Below are 7,384 nucleotides of genomic sequence, written 5' to 3'. Positions count from 1 at the left end.
CGCGGCCGCGGGCGCCCCCGACCGCCCCGCCGGGGGGCTGCGCCCCCCCCCCCCCCCCACCCCCACCGCCCGCCCCCCCCCCCCCCGGCGGGGCCGCCCGTCCGTTCGTGCCGGTCCTGCTACTCCTCGACGAGGAGCTTCTCCCGCAGCTGGGCCAAGGTCCGGGCCAGCAGGCGGGACACGTGCATCTGGGAGATCCCCACCTCGGCGGCGATCTGCGACTGGGTCATGTTCCGGAAGAACCGCAGCACCAGGATCTTCTGCTCCCGGGGCGGCAGTTGGGCCAGCAGGGGCTTGAGCGACTCGCGGTACTCGACGCCCTCCAGTGCCTCGTCGGTGGCGCCCAGGGTGTCCGCCACGGCCGGCGACTCGTCGTCGCTGTCCGGGACGTCCAGGGACAGCGTGGAGTACGCGTTGGCGGACTCCAGGCCCTCCAGCACGTCCTCCTCGGAGATGCCCAGGTGCTCGGCCAGCTCGTGCACCGTGGGGGAGCGGCCGTGCCGCTGGGAGAGCTCGCTGGTCGCCGTGGTGAGCGACAGCCGCAGCTCCTGGAGGCGGCGCGGGACGCGCACCGCCCACCCCTTGTCGCGGAAGTGCCGCTTGATCTCGCCGACGATGGTCGGCGTCGCGTAGGTGGAGAACTCGACCCCGCGCTCGTGGTCGAAGCGGTCCACCGACTTGATCAGTCCGATGGTGGCGACCTGGGTCAGGTCGTCCAGCGGCTCACCCCGGTTGCGGAACCGCCGGGCCAGGTGTTCGACCAGCGGGATGTGCATCCGGACCAGCTGGTTGCGCAGCTCCACGCGCTCCGGGGAGCCCTCGGGCAGCGCGGCCAGCCGGACGAACAGCGCGCGGGCGGCCTCCCGGTCCGGTGCGCCGGTGCGGTGCGAGCCCTGGGCGGGCACGGCGCCGTGCAGGTCCGCGCCCTCCGCCGCCGGTTCCGGCGGGGGAGTGGAGGCGGGCGTCGGCTCAGACGTCGGCTCGGTCGGGTGGCTCATCCGGTGGGCGTCCTTCGGGTGCGCTTCGTCGTTGGCGGCGAGGCCGGAAACGCTCGCCTGGGTCGGTACGGCAGGTCCCGCCGTCGCGAGGCCGGTACGGTCCAGATCACTCACGGCCATTCCCCCGTTCCGTTCCGGGAGCACCGGGGCCGTCGGCCCCGGCATCGTCTCGTTGGTCGTACCGCCGGTGGGCGGTACCGGGAGCCGCCCACCGGCCCCGGGTGGGGTGCGGCGGACGGCCCTTGCAGGGTGCTGCTGCTCGGTGCCCGGTCAGTGGGCGGCGGACCCGCCGCGCTTCTTGTGCAGGCTGATCGTCACGGTGTTGTCCTCGGCGACCGAGGAGTCCACCTCGCCGGCCAGCGCGGAGAGCACCGTCCACGCGAAGGTGTCGCGTTCGGGCGCCTTGCCGTCCGTGGTCGGAGCGGAGACCGTCACCTTGAGCGAGTCGCCGACCAGCCGGAACTCGCAGGACAGGACGGAGCCGGGCACCGCCTGCTGGAGCAGGATGGCGCAGGCCTCGTCCACCGCGATCCGCAGGTCCTCGATCTCGTCGAGGGTGAAGTCCAGCCGGGCGGCAAGCCCGGCCGTCGCTGTTCGCAGCACGGAGAGGTAGGCCCCTGCCGCGGGCAGCCGGACCTCCACGAAGTCCTGAACTCCGAGATCGCTGTCGATCTGGGACACCCTTGCCTCCTGGGTGACGCGCTGTGCTTGCTTGGTACCCCCGAGGGGGCGTCCTCCGCACCCGGTGCGGGAGTTACTCATGGTAAGGCATTGCGACGCAGGGTGGCAGGGGCTTTGCCCCTACTCCGTGCGTGGGTTCAACGCTTCCCGGCGGCCGTGAGTGCCTCATCGGTGAGCCGGTAGACCGTCCACCCGTTCATCGGCACCGCGCCGAGCGAGCGGTAGAAGTCGATCGAGGGCTGGTTCCAGTCCAGCACCGACCATTCGACCCGGGCGTAGCCGCGCTCGACGGCGATCCTCGCCAGCTCCAGCAGGAGCGCCTTGCCGTGGCCGCCGCCGCGGGCCTGCGGGCGGACGTAGAGGTCCTCCAGGTAGATCCCGTGGGTGCCGCGCCAGGTCGAGAAGTTGAGGAACCAGAGCGCGAAGCCGACCGGTTCGCCGGTGGCCGGGTCCTCCGCGATCAGGCCGAACAGCGCCGGGGCGGCGCCGAACAGCGCCTCGCGCAGCTGCTCCTCCGTGGCCACCGCCTCCTGGGGGGCCTTCTCGTACTCCGCGAGCTCACGGATCATGGCCAGGACGACGGGAACGTCGGTGACGACGGCGGTGCGGATCATGCCGCGAGCCTACTGCGCGGGCCCCGCCCGGGCCCAGGGCCGGAGCGGGGTCCGATCGTCGGTCGCGCCGGTCAGCGGGCCGGGACGGTGCGCAGGAACCCGGCCAGGGTGCTGATCGCGGCCGGGTTGCGCGGACTCTCGACCAGGTCGACGTAGTCCATGACGAAGATCCGGTCGTTCCTGATCGCGGCGACGTTCGCCAGCGGCGGGAAGGACTTGAGGAACGTCCGCTTCTCCTCGGCGCCCGGGGTCGCGTAGTTGTTGATCACGATCACCTCGGGGTCGCGCTGCACCACGCTCTCCCAGCCGGCGGTGACCCAGGTGTCCGCGAGGTCGCCCATGACGTTGGTCCCGCCGGCCTTCGCGATGATCTCGTTCGCGGCGGCGAACTTCCCGGCGGTGTACGGCTTGTCCTGCCCGCTGTCGTACAGGAAGACGGACGGGCGGCGCTCCGGCTGCGGCACGGCGGCGATGGTGGCCCTGGACTCGGCGATCAGCTTGTCGGCGCGGTCCTCGACGTCGAAGATCGCGCCCAGGTTGGCCAGGTCGGTGTAGAGCGCCTCCAGCGGGTCCATCACCCCGCGCTCGGAGCCCTTGCCGCTGCGGCAGGACTCGCTGAGCACGTAGGAGTCCACGCCGAGCGCCTTGAACGCCTGCGGGGTGACCCCGCTGCCCTCGTCGAAGCCGTAGTGCCAGCCGGCGAACACCAGGTCGGCCTTGGCGTCCAGGGCGATCTCCTTGGTGAGCACCTTCTTGGAGAGCCAGCTGGTCTGCCGGTAGCCGTCCTTCCAGGCCACCTTGTCGACCTGCCCCTTGTCGTCGGGCATCACGTAGCCGACCATCCGGTCGGCGAGGCCGAGGGAGAGCATCAGTTCGGTGATGTTGACGTCGTTGGTCACCACCCGGGCGGGCTTCTGCGCGAAGGTGAGCCGCTCGCCGCAGTTCGTCACGGTCACCGGGTAGTGGCCGGAGGCGGTGGCGGCGCCGGGGCGGGGGGCGATCTCGGCGCCGCAGGCGGTCAGCCCGAGGGTGAGTAGGGCGGTGGCGGCAACGGCCTTGGTGCGCATACGGGTTCCTTCGGATCGGAACGGTCCCGGGGATTCGCGGGGGTCAGGCGAGACGGTCGAACAGCAGCTGGAGGGCGCCGGTCCCGGGGTGGCGGACGGGGGTGGCCCGGACGCCGAACACCTCGGCCAGCAGTTCGGGGCGGAGCACCTCGTGGGGCTCGCCGGCGGCGACGATCCGGCCGGCCTCCAGCACGTACAGCCGGTCGCAGTGGCCCGCCGCCAGGTTGAGGTCGTGCAGGGCGGTGAGCACCGTCGGCCCGGCCTCGCGGGCGAGCGCCAGCACCTCCAACTGGTGGGCGATGTCGAGGTGGTTGGTGGGCTCGTCCAGCACCAGCAGGCGCGGTTCCTGGACGAGGGCGCGGGCGATCAGCACCCGCTGCTTCTCGCCGCCGGACAGGCTCGGGAAGGCGCGTTCGGCGAGGTGGTCGGCCCGGACCCGGCGCAGCGCGGCGGCGCAGCGCTCCCGGTCCCCGGCGGTCGGGCCGGCGGCGAGGCCGCGCCGGTGCGGCAGCCGGCCCATGGCGACCACCTCGGCCACCGTGAACTCGAACTCGGCGGGGTGCTCCTGGGTCAGCGCGGCCACCCGGCGGGCGGTGTCGCGGGCGGTGAGCGCGTGCAGGTCGTCGCCGGCCAGCCGGACGGTCCCGCCGGCCGGGCGCAGCACCCGGTAGACGCAGCGCAGCAGGGTCGACTTGCCGCTGCCGTTCGGGCCGATCAGTCCGATCACCTGCCCGGCGGCGGCCGTCAGGCTCACCTCGTGGACCAGCCGGGCGCCGGCCAGTTCCACCGAGACGCCGTCGACGCGCAGGTCCTCCGCGCCGGTCGAAGGGGTCGGGCCCGTCATCGCCGGCCTCCGAAGGCCTGGCCGCGGCGGCGCATCATCAGCAGGAAGGCGGGCACCCCGAGCACCGCGGTGAACACCCCGACGGGCAGTTCGGCGGGCGCCAGCAGGGTGCGGGAGGCGATGTCCACCCAGACCAGCAGCAGCGCCCCGGCGAGCGGCGCGATCACCAGCACCCGGCGGTGCCCGGCGCCGACCAGCATCCGGGCCAGGTGCGGCATCAGCAGTCCGACGAAGCCGATCGCCCCGCTGACGGCGACCACGGTGCCGGTGACGGCGGCGGTGACCACGAACAGTTCCCGGCGCAGCCGGTCCGGGTCGACGCCGAGCGAGGCGGAGGTCTCGTCGCCCATCGCGAGCGCGTCCAACCGTCCGGCGGCGCAGGCCAGATAGGCGAGTCCGGCCAGGACGGTGGCGGCCGCGATCGGCACCGAGCCCCAGGTGGCGCCGCCGAGGCTGCCGAGCAGCCACATCATGGCGTCCCGGGCGGCCTCGGCGTGGTCGGCGGAGAAGACCATCAGGGTGGTCAGGGCGGAGAAGCCGTAGGAGAGCGCGGTGCCGGTGAGCACCAGCCGCAGCGGGGTGAGCCCGTACGCGGTGCGGGCGGCGAGGTAGACCAGCACCATGGCGAGCAGCGCGGAGCCGAACGCGGAGACCGAGATCGCCCACACCCCGAGCGAGGCGAAGGCGCCGAGCAGCAGGACGGCGTTGGCGCCGACGGCGGCGCCGGAGGAGATGCCCAGGACGAAGGGGTCGGCGAGGGCGTTGCGCACCAGGGCCTGGACGGCGACCCCGGTGGCGGCGAGCCCGCCGCCGACCACGGCGGCCAGCAGGGTGCGCGGCAGCCGCAGCTCCCAGACGATCGCGTACGCCGCCGCGTCGCTCGCGTCCAGCCGTCCGCCGGTCAGCCCGGCGCCCAACAGTCGCAGGACGTACGGGAGTTCGATTCCGGAGGCGCCGAGCGCGACGCCGCAGACCAGGGAGAGCAGCAGGGCGGCGGCGAGGCCGAGGGCGAGCGGGAGGGTCGGTATTCGGCGGACGGGGTCACTCACGGGCGGGCGCGCCTTGCCTCGGGCCGCGGGTGTGCCGGGGCGGGCGCCGGCCGGGGCCGGGCCCGGGCGCCTTCCCCTCGCAGTCCACGGCGAGTTGTCGGGAGTTCAGCGGCCGGGGGCGATCGGGCTGGCCCGGCCCCGGGACCGCGGGCCGTGCTCACCGTTGCGGGTCAGCGCCGGATTCTCACCGGACTTCCCCCTCGGACGCCCTGGCAGCATAACAGCCACTCAGGGTAGGCAACCCTTACCGGGGTCCGTTCCCGGGGCGGGGGCACGGGAACGCACGACCGCCCCCGTCCGACGGTGCGGACGGGGGCGGCCGGGTGGCGACGCGTCAGGCTCAGGCCTGCTTGGTCTCCCAGAAGATCTTGTCGACCTCGGCGATCAGGTCCAGCAGGGCCTGGCCGGTGGCCGGGTCGGTGGACGCCTTGGCGGCCGAGGCGGCCTTCAGGGTGTCGTTGATCAGCTGGTGCAGCTGCGGGTACTTCTCGAAGTGCGGGGCCTTGAAGTAGTCGCTCCACAGCACCGAGATGTGGTGCTTGACGGCCTCGGCGCGCTGCTCCTTGATGATGATGGCGCGGGCGCGGAAGTGCGGGTCCTCGTTGGCCTGGTACTTCTCCTGGGTGGCCTTGACCGACTCGGCCTCCAGCTTGGCCTGGGCGGGGTCGTAGACACCGCACGGCAGGTCGCAGTGGGCGTGAGCAGTGGCACGCGGTGCAAACAGACGAGAGAACATGGGAGTCCTTCCTTAGATCGTCTTCCCGCGCCCGAGATTACCCTTCCGGCCTCCGGGTTTCGCGGCCGGGCGGTGGGCCTAGGGCGAAAGACGGACCCGGAACCGGGGTAATCCGGACATCGAACGGATGACGGTCCGTACGGCAGACTGGGGCGGTCGGTCCGGGAGGAGGAGCCATGGCGCGGAGCGCGGAGCCGCAGGGCGGCGGGCAGGGCGGCGCGGTGCCGTTCGGGCTGGTCGACGTGACGGGCCCGTCGATGGTCCCGACCCTGCGCGAGGGCGACCGGCTGCTGGTCCGCTACGGGGCGCCGATCCGGCCCGGCGCGGTGGTGCTGTTCCGGCACCCGTTCCAGCAGGACCTGCTGGTGGTGAAGCGGGCCGCCGAGCGCCGCCCGAAGGGCTGGTGGCTGCTGTCCGACAACCGTCCGGTGGACAGCGACAGCCGCAGCTACGGCCCGGTCCCGGACGAGCTGGTGCTCGGCCGGGTGCTGCTGCGGCTGCGGCCGAGCCCCGCCTGGCTGGCGCCGGGCCGCGGGCTGGAGCGGCTGCTGCTCGGCCCCCGGCTGGCCCGGGTGCCGGGCCTGGCCCGGCGGTTCGGGGTCTTCGTCGACGAGCTCTGAGCCCCGGCCGGCTACTGCCCGGTGCCCAGCGCGGCCTCGGCCTCCAGCCGCTTGCGGGCCCGGTACGCGGCGACGTTGGCGCGGGTCGCGCAGCGGTCGGAGCAGTAGCGGCGGGAGCGGTTGGTCGAGGTGTCCAGGTAGGCGTTGCGGCACGGCGCGGCCTGGCAGATGCCGAGCCGGTCGGCGCCCAGTTCGGTGAGGTGCACGGCCAGGCCCATGCAGGCGACGGCGCTGAAGTGCGCGGTGGCGGTGGGCGAGTTGTCGGCCAGGTGCAGGTGCCAGCGCGGCCGGCCGGCGTCGTCCAGGTAGTCGTGCCCGGAGACCAGCGGGCTGACGGGGTACTCCATCAGCAGGCTGTTCAGCAGGTCGACGGACCGGATCTCGTCCCCCTCGGCGGCGGCCTCGAACACTCCGCGCAGCCTGGTCCGCACCGCCCGCAGCCGGGGCACGTCGGACTCGTCGGCCAGCGCGGCGGCGCGGGAGGAGTCGGAGAAGAGGGCGCGCACGGCGTCCACCGAGGTCAGCGTGTCGGTGCCGCGCTCGGGTTCCTCGGTGTTCACCAGCCGAACGGCGAGGTCGGCGTACGAGGCGAGCTCCACGGCGGTCCTTCCAGTGGTTGCGTAACGGGCCCGGATGGTTCCGGTAACGGGCTGGGCGCTTCCAGCCTATTACCCGGCTGGGGAAACGTGGGGGGGGGGGGCGGGTGGGGTGTGGGGGCCCCCCCCTCGCCCCCCCCCCCCGGGGGGGTTGCCCCCCCCCCGCGGGGGGGGGGGGT

At 73.7% G+C, this 7,384-nt stretch carries 9 protein-coding genes and 1 riboswitch; of the genes, 1 reads left to right on the top strand and 8 read right to left on the bottom strand.

All coding sequences use genetic code 11. The features are described 5' to 3' along the window. Nucleotides 1-119: 119 nt before the first annotated feature. The 7 genes from ACFWXO_RS19655 to sodN all read right to left on the bottom strand — a co-directional run bounded on the left by ACFWXO_RS19655 (nucleotide 120) and on the right by sodN (nucleotide 5,989). On the bottom strand, nucleotides 120-1,112 hold the full coding sequence (locus ACFWXO_RS19655) for an RNA polymerase sigma factor SigF (protein ID WP_375896638.1): 993 nt from the start codon (nucleotides 1,110-1,112) through the stop codon (nucleotides 120-122). Between the two features lie 156 nt (nucleotides 1,113-1,268). Beyond that, the gene (locus tag ACFWXO_RS19650) at nucleotides 1,269-1,679 is read right to left on the bottom strand and encodes an anti-sigma regulatory factor (RefSeq protein WP_360233452.1); all 411 of its coding nucleotides are present in this window, start codon (nucleotides 1,677-1,679) and stop codon (nucleotides 1,269-1,271) included. Nucleotides 1,680-1,816: 137 nt separating this feature from the next. Beyond that, on the bottom strand, nucleotides 1,817-2,293 hold the full coding sequence (locus ACFWXO_RS19645; RefSeq protein ID WP_375896636.1) for a GNAT family N-acetyltransferase: 477 nt from the start codon (nucleotides 2,291-2,293) through the stop codon (nucleotides 1,817-1,819). 71 nt (nucleotides 2,294-2,364) lie between these two features. Beyond that, nucleotides 2,365-3,360: an ABC transporter substrate-binding protein gene (locus ACFWXO_RS19640; RefSeq protein ID WP_380525135.1), complete on the bottom strand. Its 996-nt coding sequence runs from the start codon at nucleotides 3,358-3,360 to the stop codon at nucleotides 2,365-2,367. Nucleotides 3,361-3,403: 43 nt separating this feature from the next. Further along, the gene (locus tag ACFWXO_RS19635; RefSeq protein WP_380525134.1) at nucleotides 3,404-4,204 is read right to left on the bottom strand and encodes an ABC transporter ATP-binding protein; all 801 of its coding nucleotides are present in this window, start codon (nucleotides 4,202-4,204) and stop codon (nucleotides 3,404-3,406) included. Beyond that, on the bottom strand, nucleotides 4,201-5,253 hold the full coding sequence (locus tag ACFWXO_RS19630; RefSeq protein ID WP_380525133.1) for a FecCD family ABC transporter permease: 1,053 nt from the start codon (nucleotides 5,251-5,253) through the stop codon (nucleotides 4,201-4,203). The genes ACFWXO_RS19635 and ACFWXO_RS19630 overlap by 4 nt, the downstream gene beginning before the upstream one ends. 95 nt (nucleotides 5,254-5,348) lie before the next feature. Continuing rightward, nucleotides 5,349-5,494: riboswitch (cobalamin riboswitch) on the bottom strand. Nucleotides 5,495-5,593: 99 nt separating this feature from the next. Continuing rightward, nucleotides 5,594-5,989: a superoxide dismutase, Ni gene (gene sodN, locus ACFWXO_RS19625; protein ID WP_045699892.1), complete on the bottom strand. Its 396-nt coding sequence runs from the start codon at nucleotides 5,987-5,989 to the stop codon at nucleotides 5,594-5,596. A gap of 176 nt (nucleotides 5,990-6,165) precedes the next feature. Here sodN and sodX point away from each other — a divergent pair, with 176 nt between their 5' ends. Beyond that, nucleotides 6,166-6,609 carry a nickel-type superoxide dismutase maturation protease gene (sodX, locus tag ACFWXO_RS19620; protein WP_380525131.1) on the top strand — a complete coding sequence of 148 codons (444 nt, stop codon included), beginning with the start codon at nucleotides 6,166-6,168 and terminating at the stop codon, nucleotides 6,607-6,609. Between the two features lie 11 nt (nucleotides 6,610-6,620). Here the strand turns inward: sodX and ACFWXO_RS19615 are convergent, their stop codons facing one another. Beyond that, on the bottom strand, nucleotides 6,621-7,208 hold the full coding sequence (locus ACFWXO_RS19615) for a CGNR zinc finger domain-containing protein (protein WP_375896623.1): 588 nt from the start codon (nucleotides 7,206-7,208) through the stop codon (nucleotides 6,621-6,623). Nucleotides 7,209-7,384 lie beyond the last annotated feature (176 nt).

The organism is Kitasatospora sp. NPDC059088 (assembly GCF_042738155.1).
Lineage (GTDB): Bacteria > Actinomycetota > Actinomycetes > Streptomycetales > Streptomycetaceae > Kitasatospora.
This window is presented reverse-complemented; position numbering and strand designations above follow the sequence as displayed.